The sequence below is a fragment of the Microbacterium sp. NPDC055312 genome (assembly GCF_053645675.1).
In genome coordinates this window covers 755,213-773,531 of record NZ_JBSHMU010000002.1, presented here as the reverse complement: position 1 = coordinate 773,531, position 18,319 = coordinate 755,213, and the positions used below count along the sequence as shown (strand labels likewise).

The following is an 18,319-nucleotide window of genomic DNA, read 5'->3' as shown; positions in this document are numbered from 1 at the left end:
TCAGCGTATGCCTCAAACGAAACGCACGCTGTCTGGTGTGCTCGGCGGTCTGCTCGGCCTGGTGGGTCTGAGCGCGGTCGCCGGGGTCCTGGTCACCGCAGCCGTCACGCCCGCCATCGCCGTCGCAGGAGTGACGGGGTCGCAGGCGCTGACGATTTTCGACAACCTACCGAACAGCCTCACTCCGGGCGCGCCGATGGAGCCGACGGAGTTCTACGCGACCGGCGCCGACGGGCAGCCGTTCCAGATGGCGAAGTTCTTCGACCAGAACCGCGTGCCGGTGACGTTCGAGCAGGTGTCGCCGCTGCTGTACGACGCGATCCTGTCGAGCGAGGACAAGAACTTCTACGAGCACGGCGGGGTGAACCTGCTGCAGACCATGAAGGCCGCCGTCGAGAACTTCACGGGCAAGTCGTCCCGAGGCGCGTCCACGATCACGCAGCAGTATGTCAAGAACGCGTTGATCCAGCAGTGCGAGCAGGGTGTCACTCCCAACGATGAGGAGTACGACGCCAAGATCCGGCAGTGCTTCGAGGGCGCCGCTCAGTCGAAGGGCGCGGAGGGCATCGAGCGCAAACTGCAGGAGATGCGCTACGCGGTGCAGATCGAGAAGGACTACTCGAAGAACGAGATCCTGCTCGGATACCTGAACGTGTCGAACTTCGGCGGCACCACCTATGGCATCGAGGCTGCGGCCAACCGCTACTTCGGCACCACCGCGGCGAACGTGACGCTCGTGCAGGCTGCGACGCTCGCGGGCATGGTGCAGGAGCCCAATCTGCTGCGCATCGATCGACCGGAGGAGGGCACCTGGACCGATAAGGACGGTGTCGTGCACAACACCGCAGCCGACGGCTATGCGACCACGAAGGACCGCCGCAACTACGTCCTCGATCAGATGCTGAAGAACGGACAGATCACCAAGGAGCAGCACGCGGCCGCAGTGGAGGCGCCGATCGAGCCGAATCTCACCCAGACCACGCAAGGCTGTGCAGCGGCAGGCGCCAACGCGTACTTCTGTCAGTATGTGAAGTCGGTCGTCGAGAAGGACGAGGCATTCGGCGCCACGCCGGAGAAGCGCCTGGAGAACATGCGCCGCGGCGGCATGCAGATCTACACTTCGCTCGACATGCGGGTGCAGGGTCCCGCGGTGGAGGCAGTGCGCAATCGGGTGCCGGCCGCGATGCCCGGGATCCTCGTCGGCGGCGCCGGCGTCTCGATCGAAGCGTCCACCGGCCGCATCCTCGCGATCGCGCAGAACACGGACTTCAGCGAGTCGTCGAACGCGAGTCTGGCCAACGGGCAGTCGTCTCAGGTGTTCGCCGCTGACAAGAAGCACAACGGCTCCACGAACGGATTCGAGACCGGGTCGACATGGAAGCTGTTCACGCTGCTGGAGTGGCTCGAGCGCGGGCATTCGGTCAACGAGGTGGTCGACGGTCGCTATCCGGTCGCCGGCAAGTTCACCCAGTGCGGCGGCACCTACACCTTGGCTCGCGATAAATCGTCCAAGAACTTCGGAAACGGACGCGGGTCGGTCAGCAGCGTGCGCAGCTTCACCGCCGCCTCGCTGAACACCGGCTTCCTGGCGATGGCGAAGCAGCTCGACTTGTGCGACATCAACAAGATGGCCAAGCGTCTTGGTGTCCACTACGGCGACATGGGCGATGTCACCACTGATGGCGAGGCCCCCAACGACCCGTTCCCCACCGTGCTGGGTTCGAAGTCCGTCGCCCCGATTCAGATGGCAGGCGCGTACGCCACGGTCGCCAACAACGGCGTCTTCTGCGAGCCCCGCGTGATCGACAAGATCATCGCTCAGGACGGCCAGGAGATCCCGGTTCCGAAGACCAGCTGCACCCAGGTGATCTCGCCGGAGGTCGCCGCGACCGCAGCCTTCGCACTGCGGGGTGTGATGGAGGGGGGAACCGGCACCGGCGCCAACCCCTACGACGGCATCCCGGTCATCGGCAAGACCGGTACGGCGGAGATCTCGCACACGATGCTGGTGGAGTCGAGCACCAAGGTCACGACGGCTGTGTGGGTCGGAAACGTCAACGGCCGCGAAGATCTGAGGAACTTCCGTGCTCACGGGACGCGCCTCAACGACATTCGCTATCCGCTCGCGAGAGACATCCAGCGGGCCGCGAACGCCGTGTACGGCGGCGACCGGTTCCCCGAACCCGACCGCAGCCTCACACGCACCGTGCCCAAGGACCTGCCCAGCGTGGTCGGCAAGTCGGTCGAGGAGGCCACGCAGATCCTCGACGCCGCCGGGTTCAGCGTGCAGGTCGGCGACCCGATCGACAGCGACATCGGCGCGGGCCTGGTCGCAGAGCAGACCCCCGGCGCCGGTCGAGTGGCCAGTGGCACGACCGTCACCCTGCGCCCGAGCACGGGCAACAAGCCCGCCGCGCCGGCGACCGTGCCGAACGTCACGGGCGCGAAGTTCAATCAGGCCAAGCCCGCGCTGGAAGGCGCCGGGTTCGGTGTGACCGCCGAGGGATGCAAGAACGGATCGACAGTGAACGGCCAGAACCCTCCGGCCGGAACTGCGGCTCCCGCCGGCACCGTGGTGACGCTCACCTGCGCGGGTGACGGGTGAGCCGTCGCACGAACGCGCACCCGGCCCTCGTTGCGCTCGGCGCGATGGGGGCCGTCGGCGTCGGCGCGGCGGTCTGGGGCATCGGCATCGAGCGCTACCTGTTCACGGTGCGCGAGGTCAGCGCCGCGGCGCTCGCACCGGGCAGCGCGCCGATGCGCGTGCTGCACCTCTCCGACGCGCACATGGCGCCGTGGCAGCGGCGCAAGCAGCGGTGGCTCGCGTCGCTCGCTGCGCTCGAGCCCGACCTGATCGTGAACACGGGCGACAATCTCGGGCATCCGGAGGCTCTCGCCGGCATCCGGCGCGCGTTCTCCCCGTTCCGGGGCGTGCCCGGTGTCTTCGTGCACGGATCGAACGACGTGGTCGCACCCGTGCCGCTCAATCCGCTCAAGTACTTCCGCGGCCCCTCCCGCGGGCACACGGCACCTGAGCTGCTCGACACGGCCGCGATGGACGCGTTCTTCACTGACGAGCTCGGGTGGGTCGACCTGAACAACGCCGCGGTGCGGATGGATGTCGCCGGCAACAGCATTGACTTCGCCGGGGTCGACGACCCGCACCGCGGGTGGGACGACTTCGCCGCCCTCACCTCTGCGGTCTCATCGCTGGGTGACTCCCCTGCAGGCGCGTCGCGCATCGCCGTGGCGCACGCGCCGTACCGGCGGGTGCTCGACTCGTTCATCGACCTGGGCGCGGACGCGATCTTCGCGGGCCACACCCACGGCGGGCAGGTGTGCATCCCGGGCTTCGGCGCGCTGGTGGCGAACTGCGACATCCCGCTGAAGCAGGCGAAGGGCTTGAGCCGCTGGTCGCACCGTGGCCGCACGGTGCCGCTGAACGTCTCGGCCGGCTGCGGCCATTCGATCTACGCGCCGGTCCGGTTCGCGTGCCGCCCCGAGGCGACCCTGCTGACGCTGACCGCACGACCCTGACGCGCCCGGACGCACCGCGTGATTCGTGGTTGCACAGCGAGCCATGTAGACTTGAACGGTTGCAATCACGGGGTGTGGCGCAGCTTGGTAGCGCGCTTCGTTCGGGACGAAGAGGCCGCAGGTTCAAATCCTGTCACCCCGACTCAATGCCGCGAGGACCCCGCCCGGAGGGCGGGGTCCTCGCGGCATTTCCGTCGGTGTTCCAGTGGGGCCCCACGGCGCAGGAGGCTCCGCGCGCCGCCTGCCCACGCGACTCCCACCCGCCTCCGGTCGGGCGGCGCGTGGAGGGCGCCGTGGGGATGCACCCCGCCGCAAGCTTCTGCACCAGGCGAGGCGCGCCAGCGCCGAGACGCCCCGCCACTTCTCCTCCGCCGATGCCGCGCAGCGGCGAGCCCAGACCCGTCTACCGTCACCCCACAGGGAACCCCAATAAGCTGGAGCATCATGAGCCACCCCCGCCTGGTCGCCTTCGACCTCGATGACACGCTCGCCCCGTCGAAGGGCGAGATCGACGACCGGATCGCCGAGCTGCTTCGCGACCTGCTGCGGCGGGTGGATGTCGCGATCATCTCGGGCGGCAACGAGCAGCAGTTCCGCACGCAGGTCATCGCCCGCCTCGACGGTCTGGGGATCGATGAGAGCGCGCGCCTGCATCTGCTGCCCACCTGCGGCACACGCTACCTGCGCCACGACGGCGCCGGTTTCGCCGCGGTGTACGCGCACGACCTGACCGACGACGAGAAGACCGCAGCGCTCACCGCCCTGCAGGAGGAGGCCGAGCGGCTGGGACTGTGGGAGGCGGAGCCGCGGGGTGACATCCTCGAGGACCGAGGCTCGCAGATCACCTTCTCCGCGCTCGGACAGCGCGCTCCGCGAGATGCCAAGCACGCCTGGGATCCCACCGGCGAGCGGCGTGCGGCACTGCGTGACGCGGTGGCGCCGCGCCTGCCGGGCCTGGAGGTGCGATCGGGTGGTTCGACGTCGATCGACATCACCCGCGCCGGCATCGACAAGGCCTACGGCATGCAGAAGCTCGCCGAGCACACCGGCATCCGTCTCGACGAGATGCTCTTCTACGGCGACCGGCTCGACGAGGGCGGCAACGACTACCCGGTGCTGGCCATCGGAGTGCCGTCCGTCGCCGTCGACGGCTGGCAGGACACGGCCGACAAGCTGGATGCCCTGATCGCCACCCTTCCCGCCCCGGTCGCGCGCTGAGGGCGGGGCTCGGCGCGAGCCCCGCCCTCAGTCGCCCCTCGCGTCCGCTCAGCGCGGGATCGGCACCAGGCGTGTCAACTGGGTGACGTGTGCGGGCTCGAGCTCGGCGAGCGTCGACACGCCCAGCAGCCGCATGGTGCGCTCGATCTCGCTGCGCAGAATCTCGATCGTGCGGTCGACGCCCGCCCGCCCTCCTGCCATCAGTCCGTACAGATAGGCGCGCCCGATCAGGGTGAAATCCGCGCCCAGGGCGACGGATGCCACGACATCGGCTCCGTTCATGATGCCCGTGTCGATCATCACCGTGAACTCCGGGCCGACCGCCCGGCGCACGTCGGGCAGCAGGTGGAACGGGATGGGGGCGCGGTCGAGCTGGCGTCCGCCGTGGTTCGACAGCACGATGCCGTCGACGCCCGCGTCGCGCAGACGCACGGCATCCTCGACGGTCTGCACGCCCTTGATCACGATCTTCCCGGGCCACAGGTCGCGGATCACGGCCAGATCGTCGTAGCTGATGGTCGGATCCATCGCGGCGTCCAGCAGCTCGCCGACGGTGCCGCCCGTGCTGCTGAGCGAGGCGAATTCGAGCTTGGGGGTGGTGAGGAAGTCGAACCACCACCACGGCCGCGGGATGGCGTTGATGATCGTGCCGAGCGTGAGCTGGGGCGGGATGCTGAAGCCGTTGCGCTTGTCTCGCAGGCGCGCGCCGGCCACGGGCGTGTCCACGGTGAAGTGCAGGGTGTCGAAACCGGCTGCGGCCGCACGCCGGGTGAGCTCGTAGGAGATCTCACGGTCGCGCATCACATAGAGCTGGAACCAGTTGCGCCCCGGGATGGGAGCCTGGGGCTCTCGCAGGGCGGCGTCGCGCACGCCCTCGATCGAGGTGGTGCCGAGGGTCGACAGGGTGAAGGGGATGCCCGCGGCGGCGGCCGCTCCGGCTCCGGCGATCTCGCCCTCGGTCTGCATCAGCCGGGTGAAGCCCGTGGGCGCGATCCCGAAGGGCAGTGCAGACGGGCCGCCGAGGATGTCGACGCTCGTGTCGACGTCCTGCGCCGGCTTCAGGATGCCCGGATGGAACTCGACATCCTGGAACGCCTGACGTGCGCGCGACAGCGAGAGCTCCCCCTCGGCGCCGCCGTCGGTGTAGTCGAAGGCCGCCTTCGGCGTTCGACGCTTGGCGATGGTGCGCAGATCGTCGATGGTGAGTGCGGCGGCCAGGCGCCGCTTACGGCCGTCGAACTCAGGCTTCTTGAACTGCATGAGTTCGAGAAGCTCGGTGGGCCTGGGAAGCTGACGGGTGACCATCGGCGGGTGTCCTTTCGGGGGCGGATCAGGAGGCGTCGGGCGTGAGCCCTGCGGCGGCGGAGTAGCCGGTGATGTGGGCGTGTATGAGAGAGCGCGCGCGATCGTCGCCGCGCTCGACGGCGTCGATGATGGCGTGGTGCTCGGCCCGCAGGCGGGCGGCCATGGCATCCCAGTCGTCGATCCGCTCCGCGCCGGCCAGGATGTACGACTCGATCGCGGTGCGCAACCCGGCCATCATGGCGGCGATCACCGTGTTGCCGGACGCTTCGGCGAGCGCGTAGTGCAGATCGGCGTCCAGGGCGAGGAACTCGCCCGGGGTCAGGTCGGCGGCATCCATCTCCCGCAGGATCCCGCGGACCGACGACAGATCACGCCTGGGATCGGTGCACAGCCGCGCGATGATGGCATCCTCGAGCACTCCCCGTGTGTCGACGACGTCGTCGAGACGGAATCCGCGGGCGGCCATCTGCAGGCGCAGCAGCGTCGACATGCCGTCGGACGGGGTGGCGATCACCGTCGCGCCCGCCTGCGGGCCGGAGCCCGTCGAGGTGCGGAGCAGACCCATCACCTCGAGCACGCGGAGCGCTTCGCGCACGCTCGAACGCCCCAGGCCGAGATCGGCGGCGAGATCGCGCTCCGACGGCAGCCGGTCCCCCGGGCTGAGTGCGCCGCTGAGCAGGTCGGCCTCGATGCGCTCGAGCACGGTGCGCCAGGCTCGCTGCGTTGCGCTGGTCGGCTCTGCCATGCATCCTCCTGTGGTCTGACCACAGAGTACCCAGCGTGGTCAGACCACACAAGTCGGTCAGGCGAGGACGCCGCCGGACTCGTCGAGGTAGCAGTTGCCGCACAGCGACTGATAGGTCACCTCGGCGCCGTCGATCGCGACCTGATCACCGGCGAACACGAACCGGCCGTCGACCATGCGCCCGTTGAAGACCGCTTTGCGCCCGCACCGGCAGATGGTCTTGAGCTCTTCGAGCGAATGGGCGATGGCGAGCAGGCGCGCCGACCCGGGGAACGCGTGGGTGCGGAAGTCGTTGCGGATGCCGTACGCCATCACCGGGATGCCGTCGAGCACCGCGATGCGGAACAGGTCGTCGATCTGCTCCGTCGTGAGGAACTGCGCCTCATCGACCAGCAGGCACGCGACATCACGCGGCTCGCCGTCAGCGCGCACCCTCTCCCGCTCGTACGCGAACAGCGCACGCGCCTCGTCGTGCGGCCCGATGAGGAAGTCGACCTCGCGCGTCATGCCGAGCCGGCTCTCGATCTGCGACGCGCCCTTCGTGTCGATCTCGGGCTTGGCCAGCAGCACCCGCTGATCGCGCTCCTCGTAGTTGTAGGCGGCTTGCAGCAGGGCGGTCGACTTGCCCGAGTTCATCGCGCCGTAGCGGAAGTACAGCTTCGCCACGCTCGTGCGGTCAGGCCGTGAGCGAGAGGACGGACGCGGTCGAGCTCATCGACTTCTCGGCGGCGGCCGCGTCGTCGTTGAGCCGGTTGCCCATCGTCGGGATGAGCTCCTTCAGCTTCGGCTCCCAGCCGGCGTACTGCTCGGGGAAGCAGCGACTCAGCAGACCGAGCATGATCGGCACAGCAGTCGAGGCGCCGGGCGAGGCTCCGAGGAGCCCTGCGATCGTGCCGTCCTCGGCCGCGACGACCTCGGTTCCGAACTGCAGGATGCCACCCTTCTGCGGGTCCTTCTTCATGACCTGGGCGCGCTGACCGGCCTGGATCAGCTCCCAGTCGTCATCACGCGCCGTCGGCACGAAGGTGCGCAGGTTCTCGACCTTCTTGCGGTGGCCCTTGACCAGTTCGCTGATCAGGTAGGTGATGAGATCGGGGTTCGCGAAGGCGACGCGCAGCATCGGCCACAGGTTGTGCGGGCGCACCTGCGTGATGATGTCGAGCATCGAGCCGTGCTTGAGGAATTTGGGGCTGAAGGTGGCGAACGGCCCGAACATCAGCGACTTCTCGCCGTCGACGAAGCGCGTGTCGAGGTGCGGCACAGACATCGGCGGCGCGCCGATCGCCGCCTGCGAATACACCTTGGCCTGATGCTGTGAGACGAGCTTCGGGTCGGTCGTCTTCAGCCACTGACCGCCGATCGGGAAGACGCCGTACCCCTTGACCTCGGGGATGCCGCTGTTCTGCAGCAGCTTGAGCGCCCACCCGCCGGCGCCGACGAAGACGAAGCGCGCCTTCACCTGGCCGGGTGTGCGGCCGATGACATGGCGGTACTTGACGAGCCAGCCGCCGTCCTTCTGACGCGAGAGGCTGCGAACCTCGTGACCGGTGCGCACATCCACACCCGACTTCGCGAGGTGATCGAAGAGCTGGTGGGTCAGCGCGCCGAAGTCGACGTCGGTGCCGGACGGCACCCGGGTCGCGGCGAACGGCTCGCCCTTGCGGCGCTTCTGCATCAGCAGCGGAGCCCACTTGTTGATGACGCGGGAGTCCTCGCTGTACTCGATGCCGTCGAACAGCGGCTGGTTCTTGAGCACCTCGTACCGGGCCCTGAGGAACGCGACATCCTTCTCACCGCGCACGAAGGTCATGTGCGGCACCGAGTTGATGAACGTCGACGGACCGTCGAGGATGCCGCGCTCGACGAGCGTCGACCAGAACTCACGGCTCTGCTGGAACTGCTCGTTGATCGAGATCGCCTTGGCCGGGTCGAGAGAGCCGTCCTTGCCCTGCGGCATGTAGTTCAGCTCGCACAGCGCGGCGTGACCGGTGCCGGCGTTGTTCCACGGGTTCGAGCTCTCCTGGGCGACGTCACCGAGTCGCTCGTAGGCGACGATCTTCCAGTCCGGCTGCAGCTCGTGCAGCAGGGTACCCAACGTGGCGGACATGATGCCCCCACCGATCAGAACGACATCGACGGTTTCGGTCACCAGAACAGTCTAGTCGCCCACGACAGTGCGGCTTTCCGGTGGGGCGGGGCGCCCGGCGCCCCGCCCCCGAGCTCAGACGGCGGCCGGCGCGAGGCGCTTCGTGAGCTCCTCGGCGATCTGCACGGCGTTGAGCGCCGCGCCCTTGCGAAGGTTGTCGTTGCTGATGAAGAGCACCAGCCCCTTGCCCTCGGGGGCCGACTGGTCGGCGCGGATGCGTCCGACGAAGCTCGGGTCCTTGCCGGCCGCGTGCAGCGGGGTCGGGACCTCATCGAGCACCACGCCGGGGGCGGATGCCAGCACCTCGCGCGCGCGCTCGGGCGTGATGTCGTTCGCGAACTCGGCGTGGATCGACAGGGAGTGGCCGGTGAAGACGGGCACGCGCACGCAGGTGCCGGCGACGCGCAGGTCGGGAAGACCGAGGATCTTGCGGCTCTCGTTGCGGAGCTTCTTCTCCTCATCGGTCTCGTTCTCGCCGTCGTCGACCACGGCGCCGGCGAGCGGGATGACGTCGAAGGCGATGGGCGCGACGTACTTCTCGGGCGCGGGGAACTCGACGGCCGACCCGTCGTGCACGAGGCGCAGGGTGTCACCCTGCTCGAGAACGCTCTCGACCTGGCCGAGCAGCTCCTCCGCTCCGGCGATGCCCGAGCCGGAGACGGCTTGGTAGGTGCTGACCATCAGGCGCTCGAGGCCGGCCTCGGCGTGCAGCGCCTTCAGCACGGGCATGGCGGCCATGGTGGTGCAGTTCGGGTTGGCGATGATCCCCTTGGGTCGCTCGTCCATGGCATCCGGATTCACTTCGCTCACCACGAGCGGAACATCGGGATCCATCCGCCAGGCGCTGGAGTTGTCGACGACGACCGCTCCGGCCGCGGCGAACGTCTCCGCGTACGCGCGGCTGGCGGTGGCGCCGGCGGAGAACAGCGCGATGTCGATGCCCGAGGCATCCGCGGTCTCGATGTCTTCGACGGTCACCTCGACGCCGGCGAACTCGATGACGGTGCCGGCGGAGCGCGCGGAGGCGAACAGGCGCAGCTCGCGCACCGGGAACGAGCGCTCCACGAGAATGTCGCGCATCACGGTGCCGACCTGGCCGGTCGCGCCGATGATGGCGATCGAGAATCCGGAATCGGAGATACGGGTCATGGGGAATCCTTGGCGTGCAGGCGATGCGCCAGGCTCAGCCCCGTGGTGCGGACGCTGCGCCTGGCACCGGTGTCAGGGTTGCGGCGAGTCTATCCGGTCGCCGCTGGGTGCGGGTCCGGCATTTCAGACGTCGGATCAGCGGCCGGTGCCGGCGTGCACGACGGCCTCGATCTCGCTGTCGAGGCCGTAGGCGCTGTGCACCGCGCGCGCGGCCTCGGCGAGGTCGTCGCCGCGCAGCACGACCGAGATGCGGATCTCGGAGGTCGAGATCATCTCGATGTTGATGCCGCCGGCGCTGAGCGCCTCGAAGAGGATCTCCGACACGCCGGAATGCGTGCGCATCCCCGCGCCCACGACCGACAGCTTGCCGATCTGGTCGTCGTGCAGCAGGTTCTCGAAGCCGACCTCGCTCTGCTCGGCGGCGAGCGCCTTGAGTGTCGTCGGGGCATCGGCCTTGGGGAGGGTGAACGAGATGTCGGTGCGTCCGGTGGATGCCGCGGAGACGTTCTGCACGATCATGTCGACGTTCGCGCCGGACTTCGAGACGATCTTGAAGATCTCGGCAGCCTTGCCCGGCACATCGGGCACACCGGCGACGGTGATCTTGGCCTGGCTCAGGTCGGTGGCGACGCCGGCGACGATCGGTTCTTCCATGGCTTCTCCCTCGGTGGCGCGCGGGTTCTTCATGCCCTCGCCCAGAACGTACGTGCCCTCGGACGACGAGAACGTCGAGCGGGCGTGGATGAGCACACCGTGACGGCGGGCGTACTCGACGGCGCGGATGTAGAGCACCTTCGCGCCGTTGGCGGCGAGCTCGAGCATCTCCTCGCTCGAGACCTGCTCGAGCTTGCGGGCACGCGGGATGACGCGCGGGTCTGCGGTGTAGATGCCGTCGACGTCGCTGTAGATCTCGCAGACGTCGGCGTTCAGGGCTGCGGCGAGGGCGACCGCGGTGGTGTCGGAACCGCCGCGCCCGAGCGTGGTGATGTCGCGGGTGTCGCGGTTGAAGCCCTGGAAGCCGGCCACGATGACGATCGCGCCCTCATCGAGCGCCTCGCGCAGCCGCACCGGGGTGACATCGACGATGCGGGCCTTGCCGTGATGCGAGTCGGTGATCATGCCGGCCTGGCTGCCGGTGAACGATCGCGCCTCGAAGCCCATCGAGTGGATCGCCATGGCGAGCAGCGCCATCGAGATGCGCTCACCGCTCGACAGCAGCATGTCGAGCTCGCGGGGGGCGGGGATCGGCGCGACCTCGTGCGCGAGGTCGAGCATCTCGTCTGTCGTGTCGCCCATCGCGCTGACGGCGACGACGACGTCGTGACCGGCGCGACGGGTGTCGACGATGCGCTTGGCGACGCGCTTGATGCTCTCCGCGTCGGCGACGGACGAACCGCCGTACTTCTGCACGATCAGGGCCACGATCACTCCCGGGGACGATGGGCGGATCCGCCCAGCCTCATTCTACAAATCACTCCCATACCGCCCCGCGCATGTGACGCGTGACGACCGCACGTGTGCGCTCAGCCTCGTTCATCCGGATCGGGGCGGTGGCCGGGGCCCGGCGGGATGTCCGGCAGGATCGCCTCCGCCGTCTCGGCTGTGGTGATGGGTCCCGTGGTCAGATCCGCAGCGGAGCCCCGCGGCTTCAGCCGCCCGCCGGTCGCGGCGAACCAGCATCCGATCAGCACGATCGGGAAGCCGATCAGCAGGCCGGGCGTGAGCGGCTCGGCGAGCACGACGGCGCCGAGCACGACGGCGACGATCGGATTGACGTAGGTGAACAGCGGGGCCCGCACCGGGCCCACCTCGCGGATCAGCGCGAAGAAGGCGACGAACGCGAGCGCCGTGCACACGATGCCGAGCAGCAGCAGCGACACCGTGGCGCGGACGGTGGGCACCTCGTGCTGGGTGAGCAGAGCGGCCGGCAGGTAGCCGATCCCGATGGCGAACAGCGCGAGGGTGATCGTGCCGAGCGAGGGCACATCCTTCAGCTTCAGGGCGATGATGAACGGCGCGATCGCGTACAGCACCGCCGTCAACAGGACCTCGGCGATCGCGAACGTGCTGCTCGGCCCGTGCGGGAACAAACCGGGGCCGGCCACCACCACGGCGACGCCGGCGAAGCCGAGCAGCAGTCCGCCGAGCCGGATCGGCGCGAGTGCGGTTCGGTCGCCGCGCAGCAGCGCGATGATCACGGCGAACAGCGGAACGGTCGACACGAGCAGCCCCGTGAGCCCGGACGGCAGCTGCGTCTCGGCGTGACTGAGCAGCAGGAAGGGCCCTGCCATCTCGACGAGACCGAAGGCGAGCACCCAGGGCCAGTGCCGCCACGCCGCCGCGAGCGCGCCGGCGCGCAGCGCGAACGGCAGCAGGATCACTGCGCCGAGCAGGGTGCGCCCGGCGACCACCGCAGGCGGCGAGAACGAGTGCACGGCCTCTTTGATGAAGAGGTAGGTGATGCCCCACACGAACGCCATGATCGCGAACAGCACCCAGCCCCGGCGGGTGAATCCCGCGTGGTGCGCGCTCACAGGCGGCGGCGTCCCTCGAAGGCGCGCCCCAGCGTCACCTCGTCCGCGTATTCGAGGTCGCCTCCGACGGGCAGTCCGGACGCCAGCCGCGACACGGTGATCGACATGCTGGTCAGCAGACGGCTGAGATAGCTGGCCGTCGCCTCGCCCTCGAGGTTGGGGTTCGTGGCGAGGATCACCTCCTGCACGGTGCCGTCAGCCAGCCGGGTCATCAGCTGCGCAATCCGCAGGTCGTCGGGGCCGACGCCCGCGATCGGGCTGATCGCGCCGCCGAGCACGTGGTACAGGCCCCGGAACTCGCGGGTGCGCTCGATCGCCGCGACGTCCTTGGCATCCTCCACGACGCAGATCAGCTCGGGATTGCGCCGGGGGTCGCGGCAGATCGCGCAGCGATCCTGCTCGGACACGTTTCCGCACACCTCGCAGAAGCGCACCCGCGCGCGCACCTCGGTGAGCAGCTCGGACAGGCGAGCGACGTCGAACGACGGCGTCTGGAGGATGTGGAAGGCGATGCGCTGCGCCGATTTCGGGCCGATGCCGGGCAGGCGGCCGAATTCGTCGATCAGCTCTTGGACGATTCCGTCGTACATCAGGTGAACCTCGAGGGGGGCTGGTAGGGCTCTTCACGCAGGAACTTCGCACCGAGCACCTGCCGGATCACGGCCTCACCACGGCGCTCGACGCCGTCCGAGGCCACGGGGCGACTCGGCGGGGGCACCTCGCGCAGCGATGGACGGGCGGGCGCCTGCTGCGATGTCGCCGCGGCGGCCGATGCCGGTGCGGATGCCGCGGAGCCGGCGGCCGGGCGACGCGGGTCGTCGTACTCCGGGTCGTACGGCGGTTCGTCGTCGTACGGCGGATAGTCGTCGGGAGGCGGCGGCGCGTCGACGTCCCCGTCGTGCGGGGGCTGCGGCGCGGAGGCTGCGGCTTCGACCTCGCCCGGCTCGTCGTCGACGGGGAACTGCGGCTGCGGTGCGCTCGGAACCGCCACGGGTGCGCTCGGGCTCGGCACGCGGGCGTCGATCGGGGCGGCCGTGGCCGTCGCCGCCGGGGCGGATGCCGGGATCGGCGCGACGGCCCAGTCCGTGACCGCCGCCGAGGCGGAGCGCGTGCCACCGGATGCTGCTCCCCCGGTGCCCGATCGCGGCCGCGCCGGAACCGCGCCCCGCGCACCGTCGAGATCCTGCGGGCCGCTCATCGGGTTGGCCCAGCCGGCGGCCGGGGCGTCGTCGTCTCTCGGCGCGGGTCGCGATGGCGTCGACTCCGGCCCTGAGCTGGTGGGCGCCGGTCCGCGCGGCGCCGCACCCGGGCCCGGTCCTGCGGGGGCGGGACCGGTGGGTGCTGCTGCTCCCCCGCCGCCGGGCGGCAGCGGCGCGGGAAGGTACTTCACCGTGACCCCCAGCTCCTGCTCGATCGCCGTGCGGAGATGATCCGACGTGTTCTTGCCGGGGGTGGTGCCCTTGAACCGCGGCACATCGCTCGGGCTCGAGAAGCCGAGGGTGAGCACCTTCGTCTCCGGGTCGAACGCGAGCGGCTGGATGCCGGTCACGATCAGCCAGGAGGCGCGGCTGATCGTCTCGAGGCGGGTGAGCACCGACGGCCATGCCGCGGCGATGCGCTCGAAGGTCACCGGTCCGCTCGGCGCGGGCACGGCGGCCTCGGGGGCGGCTGCGGTGGACGCCGCGGGCGCGCCCGGCGCCACGGATGCGGTCTTTGCCGTCACCGCCGATGCGGATGCCGGTGTCTCGGCCGCACGCGCCGGCCGATCAGCCGACGCGGAGTCGGCTGCTGCGGAGGGCACGCCGTCGTGCGGCTTCGGCGCACCTGTGCCCGACCCGGTGAGGTTCTCGACGATCACGGGCGACACCGTCGGCTCGGCTGCAGACGCCGACGGCCTGCCTGCGGCAGGGAGCTGCGCGGCGGGCGGCACCGCCGCCTGTGCGACAGGCGCGACAGCGCCGGCCGCAGCCGCAGCGGGCTGCGCGACTCCGGCATCCGTCGGCGATCCCGCGAGCACGCGCGCGATCATCAGCTCCAGGTGCAGCCGGGGCGAGGTCGCTCCGCTCATGTCGTCGAGTGCCTGGCTCACGAGGTCGGCGGTGCGCGAGAGCCGCGCCGCGCCGAACGAGGCGGCCTGCGCCTGCATGCGCTCCATCTCGTCAGCGGGGATGCCGCGCAGCACCGCCGATGCGCCGTCGCCCACCGCCTCGATCACGATCAGGTCGCGGAGGCGCTCGAGCAGGTCGTCGACGAATCGGCGAGGGTCCTGGCCGGTCTGCACGACGCGATCGACCGCGGGGAACGCCGTCGCGGCGTCGCCGGCGGCGAGCGCGTCGACGATCTCGTCGAGCAGGGCGGCGTGCGTGTAGCCGAGCAGCGCGACGGCGCGCTCGTACGTCACGTTGCCCTCATCCGATCCCGCGATCAGCTGATCGAGCAGCGACAGCGTGTCGCGCGGCGACCCGCCGCCGGCACGAACGACCAGCGCGAGCACACCCTGCTCGACCTGCACCCCCTCTTCACCGCAGAGCTTCTCGACGTACTCGAGCATCGCCGCGGGCGGCACCAGACGGAACGGGTAGTGGTGGGTGCGCGAGCGGATCGTGCCGAGAACCTTCTCGGGCTCGGTGGTCGCGAAGATGAACTTCACGTGAGCGGGCGGCTCCTCGACCAGCTTCAGAAGGGCGTTGAACCCCTGCGGGGTGACCATGTGCGCCTCGTCGAGGATGAAGATCTTGAACCGGTCCCGGCTGGGCGCGAACGTCGCACGCTCGCGCAGGTCGCGCGCGTCATCGACGCCGTTGTGGCTGGCGGCGTCGATCTCGACCACGTCGAGCGAGCCGCCACCCGCCCGCGACAGCTCGACGCAGCTGGGGCAGACGCCGCAGGGTGTGTCGGTCGGGCCCTCGGCGCAGTTCAGGCAGCGCGCGAGGATGCGGGCCGACGTGGTCTTGCCGCAGCCGCGCGGACCGGAGAAGAGATACGCGTGACCGACGCGGTCGCCGCGCAGCGCGGTCATGAGCGGATCGGTCACCTGGGACTGCCCGATCATCTCGCCGAAGGTCTCGGGCCGGTAGCGGCGGTACAGGGCTGTCGTCACCCGTCCAGCCTACGGCGTGCCGCCGACATCAGCCCGCCCGATCGCTCCCCCCGGTGCTGGAAGCCGGGCGAGGTCAGACCTCCTGCGCGTCGATGATGGGAATCGTCGTCGTGATCACCGGAAGCGAGACTGTCAGGCGCGTGCCGTCGTCGCGACGGGCATCCTCGATGCCGCGCAGCGTCGGCCGCCCCGGGCGCACCGGGCCCTGCCCCGCCAGCAGCACCGACGCCGGCTCCCCCACCGCCGCGCGGTGCGCGGCGCCGCGCACGGTGAACTCGACGGCATCGCCGTCGCGCACCTCGAGACGAAGCTCGTTACGCGTGATGGTGATCTGCAGCTGCGAGCCGCGCCACTGCAGCGGGTACGACAGCTCCGGCCAGTCGACCGGCAGACGCGGGTCGAAGCTGAGCTCGCCGTCGTAGTCGCGCATGCCGCCGAAGCCGCTGACCAGCACGGTCCACACGCCGCCCGCCGATGCCACGTGCACCCCGTCGGCGGCGTTGTTGTGCAGGTCGGCCAGATCGACGTACAGCGCCTGCTCGAAGTACTTCCGGGCGAGGTCCTGGTAGCCCACCTCGGCCGCCATGATCGACTGCACGACGGCCGACAGGGTCGAGTCGCCCGTGGTCAGCGGATCGTAGTAGTCGAAGTCGGCCAGCTTCTCCTCGTCGGTGAAGTGGTTGCCCTGCAGGAACAGCGCGAGCACGACGTCGGCCTGCTTGAGCACCTGGAAGCGGTAGATCACCAGCGGGTGGTAGTGCAGCAGCAGCGGACGCATCTCGGGCGGCGTGCCCTCGAGATCCCACACCTCGCGCTCCAGGAAGAACGCGTCCTGAGGGTGGATGCCCAGCGCCTCGCTGTACGGGATGTGGATCGCCTCGGCCGCACGCAGCCATGCATCCCGTTCGCCGTCGTCGAGGCCGGTGCGCTCGACGAGAGCCGCATACGCGGATGGTGCCCTCACGGCCATCTCGCCGACGATGCGCGCGGCGAGGCGCAGGTTGTACCTGGCCATGACGTTCGTGTAGAGGTTGTCGTTGACGACGGTGGTGTACTCGTCGGGGCCCGTCACCCCGTGGATGTGGAAGGTCGAGTCGCCGTTCGTGCCGCGCCAGAAGCCGAGCGTCGCCCACAGCCGAGCGGTCTCGACGGCGATGTCGGCGCCCTCCCGGCGCAGGAAGTCGAGGTCGCCGGTGGCGCGCACGTACTTGCCGAGTGCGTAGCTGACGTCGGCGTTGATGTGGTACTGGGCGGTGCCGGCGGCGTAGTACGCCGAGGCCTCCTCGCCGTTGATCGTGCGCCACGGGAACAGCGCGCCCGCCTCGTTGAGCTGGGCGGCGCGGCGGCGCGCGGCAGGGAGCATCATCACCCGCGCGCGCAGCGCGTTCTTCGCCCACTGGGGCGACGTGTAGGTGAGGAACGGCAGCACGTAGATCTCGGTGTCCCAGAAGTAGTGCCCGCTGTATCCCGAACCGGTCAGGCCCTTCGCCGCGACGCCGTTCCCGTCAGCGCGGGACGCCGCCTGCGCCAGTTGGAACAGGCACCAGCGGGTCGCCTGCTGCAGGTCGTCGTGTCCGGCGATGCGCACATCGGAGCGCTCCCAGAACGCGTCGAGCCACGTGCGCTGCGCGGCGAACAGGGCATCCACCCCCTCCACCCCGACCCGGTCGAGCGAACGCCGGCACCGGTCCACGAGCTCGCGGGGCGGCACGCCGCGCGAGCTGTGGTAGCTGACGATCTTGCTGATCCTGATGGGCTGGCCCGCCTTCGCCTGAATGCGGAAGACGTTCTTCGCGATGTCGGGCTCGACGAGCGTGCGGGCGCTGTACTCGTTCTCGGTCTCGATGAGGTGATCGGCGACGACCGCGACCGTCATCCCCGAGTCCGAGACGCTGTACGACAGCGCCGAGCGCAGTCCGTCCTGCCAGTACTCGACGGGCTGCAGCACGCGCTCGGTGATCCGGTCGGCCTTGCGTGGATCGAAGCCAGCCTTGCGGTCGGCCCTGCTCGCCATGGGGTCGCCCGCGTAGATGCCGGCGCCGTCCTGCCGGTTGAGCATCTGGCAGCTGACCGTGACCGGCGCGTCGGCGTTCTCGACGGTGACCTCGAGACGCAGCACGGCCAGGTGGCGCTCCTCGAAGCTCACCATCCGCTCGTCGCGCATGCGCACGCGCTTGCCCGACGGCGTCATCCAGACGACGTTGCGCTCGAGAACACCGGTGCGCATGTCGAGCGACCGCGAGTACTCGTGCACCTCCATCTCGTCGAACGAGAGCGGCTCGTCGTCGATGTAGACGCGCATGACCTTCGCGTCGGGCGCGTTCACGATCGTCTGCCCGACCTCCGCGAACCCGTAGGCCTGCTCGGCATGGCGGATCGGCCAGGTCTCGTGCAGACCGTTGATGAACGTGCCGTGCTCGTGCGCCCCGCGACCCTCGATGTGGTTGCCGCGCAGACCCAGGTAGCCGTTGGCGACGGTGAAGACGGTCTCGGAGACCCCCTCCTCGTCGTAGCGGGTCTCGACGAGACGCCAAGGGTCGACGGGGTAGCGGTCGCGATCGATCATGCTCTCTCCGAAAGCGTGT

General features: G+C 69.7%; 13 protein-coding genes and 1 tRNA gene. 4 read left to right on the top strand and 10 right to left on the bottom strand.

Annotated elements, in window-relative coordinates; genetic code table 11:
* Positions 1 to 7: 7 nt before the first annotated feature.
* The 4 genes from ACWIDW_RS08140 to ACWIDW_RS08125 all read left to right on the top strand — a co-directional run bounded on the left by ACWIDW_RS08140 (position 8) and on the right by ACWIDW_RS08125 (position 4,755).
* Entirely contained in the window at positions 8 to 2,605 is a 2,598-nt protein-coding gene (locus ACWIDW_RS08140; protein WP_454124343.1) for a transglycosylase domain-containing protein, read from the top strand.
* Between the two features lie 44 nt (positions 2,606 to 2,649).
* A complete protein-coding gene (locus ACWIDW_RS08135; RefSeq protein ID WP_454124512.1) occupies positions 2,650 to 3,537 on the top strand; it encodes a metallophosphoesterase in 888 nt (295 codons plus the stop codon).
* Between the two features lie 68 nt (positions 3,538 to 3,605).
* Positions 3,606 to 3,679 (top strand) — tRNA-Pro (locus ACWIDW_RS08130).
* A gap of 302 nt (positions 3,680 to 3,981) precedes the next feature.
* Entirely contained in the window at positions 3,982 to 4,755 is a 774-nt protein-coding gene (locus ACWIDW_RS08125; RefSeq protein ID WP_454124341.1) for an HAD-IIB family hydrolase, read from the top strand.
* Between the two features lie 48 nt (positions 4,756 to 4,803).
* Here the strand turns inward: ACWIDW_RS08125 and ACWIDW_RS08120 are convergent, their stop codons facing one another.
* The 10 genes from ACWIDW_RS08120 to ACWIDW_RS08075 form a co-directional block, all read right to left on the bottom strand.
* Complete coding sequence (locus tag ACWIDW_RS08120) at positions 4,804 to 6,060, bottom strand: alpha-hydroxy acid oxidase (RefSeq protein WP_454124339.1); 1,257 nt, start codon at positions 6,058 to 6,060, stop codon at positions 4,804 to 4,806.
* Positions 6,061 to 6,085: 25 nt separating this feature from the next.
* Complete coding sequence (locus ACWIDW_RS08115; RefSeq protein ID WP_454124338.1) at positions 6,086 to 6,805, bottom strand: FadR/GntR family transcriptional regulator; 720 nt, start codon at positions 6,803 to 6,805, stop codon at positions 6,086 to 6,088.
* A gap of 57 nt (positions 6,806 to 6,862) precedes the next feature.
* Entirely contained in the window at positions 6,863 to 7,471 is a 609-nt protein-coding gene (locus tag ACWIDW_RS08110) for a thymidine kinase (RefSeq protein WP_454124337.1), read from the bottom strand.
* Positions 7,472 to 7,481: 10 nt separating this feature from the next.
* The gene (locus tag ACWIDW_RS08105; protein ID WP_454124335.1) at positions 7,482 to 8,954 is read right to left on the bottom strand and encodes a malate:quinone oxidoreductase; all 1,473 of its coding nucleotides are present in this window, start codon (positions 8,952 to 8,954) and stop codon (positions 7,482 to 7,484) included.
* A gap of 72 nt (positions 8,955 to 9,026) precedes the next feature.
* Positions 9,027 to 10,100, bottom strand: coding sequence for an aspartate-semialdehyde dehydrogenase (locus ACWIDW_RS08100; RefSeq protein WP_454124333.1), 1,074 nt, complete (start codon positions 10,098 to 10,100; stop codon positions 9,027 to 9,029).
* Positions 10,101 to 10,235: 135 nt separating this feature from the next.
* The gene (locus tag ACWIDW_RS08095) at positions 10,236 to 11,522 is read right to left on the bottom strand and encodes an aspartate kinase (RefSeq protein ID WP_313356286.1); all 1,287 of its coding nucleotides are present in this window, start codon (positions 11,520 to 11,522) and stop codon (positions 10,236 to 10,238) included.
* Positions 11,523 to 11,623: 101 nt separating this feature from the next.
* On the bottom strand, positions 11,624 to 12,634 hold the full coding sequence (locus ACWIDW_RS08090; RefSeq protein WP_454124332.1) for a DMT family transporter: 1,011 nt from the start codon (positions 12,632 to 12,634) through the stop codon (positions 11,624 to 11,626).
* A complete protein-coding gene (recR, locus tag ACWIDW_RS08085; protein WP_071643765.1) occupies positions 12,631 to 13,224 on the bottom strand; it encodes a recombination mediator RecR in 594 nt (197 codons plus the stop codon). The genes ACWIDW_RS08090 and recR overlap by 4 nt, the downstream gene beginning before the upstream one ends.
* Positions 13,224 to 15,734: a DNA polymerase III subunit gamma and tau gene (locus ACWIDW_RS08080; protein ID WP_454124330.1), complete on the bottom strand. Its 2,511-nt coding sequence runs from the start codon at positions 15,732 to 15,734 to the stop codon at positions 13,224 to 13,226. Before ACWIDW_RS08080 ends, recR begins: the two co-directional genes overlap by 1 nt.
* A gap of 73 nt (positions 15,735 to 15,807) precedes the next feature.
* Positions 15,808 to 18,300: a glycoside hydrolase family 65 protein gene (locus ACWIDW_RS08075; RefSeq protein WP_454124329.1), complete on the bottom strand. Its 2,493-nt coding sequence runs from the start codon at positions 18,298 to 18,300 to the stop codon at positions 15,808 to 15,810.
* Positions 18,301 to 18,319: the final 19 nt, after the last annotated feature.

What these genes read in the sequence shown, in the direction of transcription:
- ACWIDW_RS08140 (WP_454124343.1), top strand. Translation starts at nt 8, where the DNA reads ATGCCTCAAACGAAACGCACGCTGTCTGGTGTGCTCGGCGGTCTGCTC.
- ACWIDW_RS08135 (WP_454124512.1), top strand. Translation starts at nt 2,650, where the DNA reads ATGGGGGCCGTCGGCGTCGGCGCGGCGGTCTGGGGCATCGGCATCGAG.
- ACWIDW_RS08125 (WP_454124341.1), top strand. Translation starts at nt 3,982, where the DNA reads ATGAGCCACCCCCGCCTGGTCGCCTTCGACCTCGATGACACGCTCGCC.
- ACWIDW_RS08120 (WP_454124339.1), bottom strand. Translation starts at nt 6,060, where the DNA reads ATGGTCACCCGTCAGCTTCCCAGGCCCACCGAGCTTCTCGAACTCATG.
- ACWIDW_RS08115 (WP_454124338.1), bottom strand. Translation starts at nt 6,805, where the DNA reads ATGGCAGAGCCGACCAGCGCAACGCAGCGAGCCTGGCGCACCGTGCTC.
- ACWIDW_RS08100 (WP_454124333.1), bottom strand. Translation starts at nt 10,100, where the DNA reads ATGACCCGTATCTCCGATTCCGGATTCTCGATCGCCATCATCGGCGCG.
- recR (WP_071643765.1), bottom strand. Translation starts at nt 13,224, where the DNA reads ATGTACGACGGAATCGTCCAAGAGCTGATCGACGAATTCGGCCGCCTG.
- ACWIDW_RS08075 (WP_454124329.1), bottom strand. Translation starts at nt 18,300, where the DNA reads ATGATCGATCGCGACCGCTACCCCGTCGACCCTTGGCGTCTCGTCGAG.